The organism is Bartonella sp. CE47NXGY (assembly GCF_042195415.1).
In the GTDB taxonomy this organism is placed as follows: Bacteria; Pseudomonadota; Alphaproteobacteria; order Rhizobiales; family Rhizobiaceae; genus Bartonella.
The window spans coordinates 1-646 of sequence record NZ_JBHIOI010000248.1 but is presented as its reverse complement, the minus strand read 5'-3'; the positions used below and the strand labels follow the sequence as shown (position 1 = coordinate 646).

At 45.2% G+C, this 646-nt stretch carries 1 protein-coding gene and 1 pseudogene; both read left to right on the top strand.

All coding sequences use genetic code 11. The annotated features are described in order from the left end of the window. Positions 1–381 (top strand): annotated as a pseudogene (locus ACFIL3_RS10915) (DUF4815 domain-containing protein); the annotation flags it as partial. 14 nt (positions 382–395) lie between these two features. Continuing rightward, a partial coding sequence (locus ACFIL3_RS10910) for a Bgr_08870 family protein (protein WP_375682288.1) occupies positions 396–646 on the top strand: 251 nt, incomplete at its 3' end.

Below are 646 nucleotides of genomic sequence, written 5' to 3'. Positions count from 1 at the left end.
AAGCTTCGCGCTATTCTTAAAGGAACAGAGAAACTCTCACCGGTGTTATTTGCGCCTGTTCAATTGATCGCGGGAAAGATCCATAAGGAAGCGACCTATGTCACGCGTGCTTTTGCCTTTGGTGAAAAGGCAAGGTTAACGAGCTATATCAAAACCTTTTTACCGGGTGGTGCAACCTTTTCACTGGAGATGCAACTAGATGATGGTGGTTTCACCCCTTTGAAACTTGACGAAACAGAACAACTCGCTGAACCACTTTGGACAGAACGAAAATTTGTGAGCAGTGACAAAACAGCCAAACAAGCGCGCCTCAAACTCACTCTTACCGGTGGACCAGCAGCGCGGTCCATGGTGAGTGATTTTGGCGCTGGCATATTGTGATGGGAAAATGAGAGATGACAAAAACCAAAAAACTCGACATGGAATTGCCTAAAGAGGGGCGTTTTATCAGTTCTGAATTCCCAATCTTGCGGGAAAACTTGACCAAAATTGATCAAGCTCTTTTGGCTGTTGAGGAAAAGGTAGACGAAAAGGCACCTTTACACCACACGCATACGATCAACGAAATCGCAGATCTTGAAGCAGCCCTTAAGGGCAAGATGGCAGCGGATAAAACTTTCTCATTTGCTGATTTAAGCGATATCGA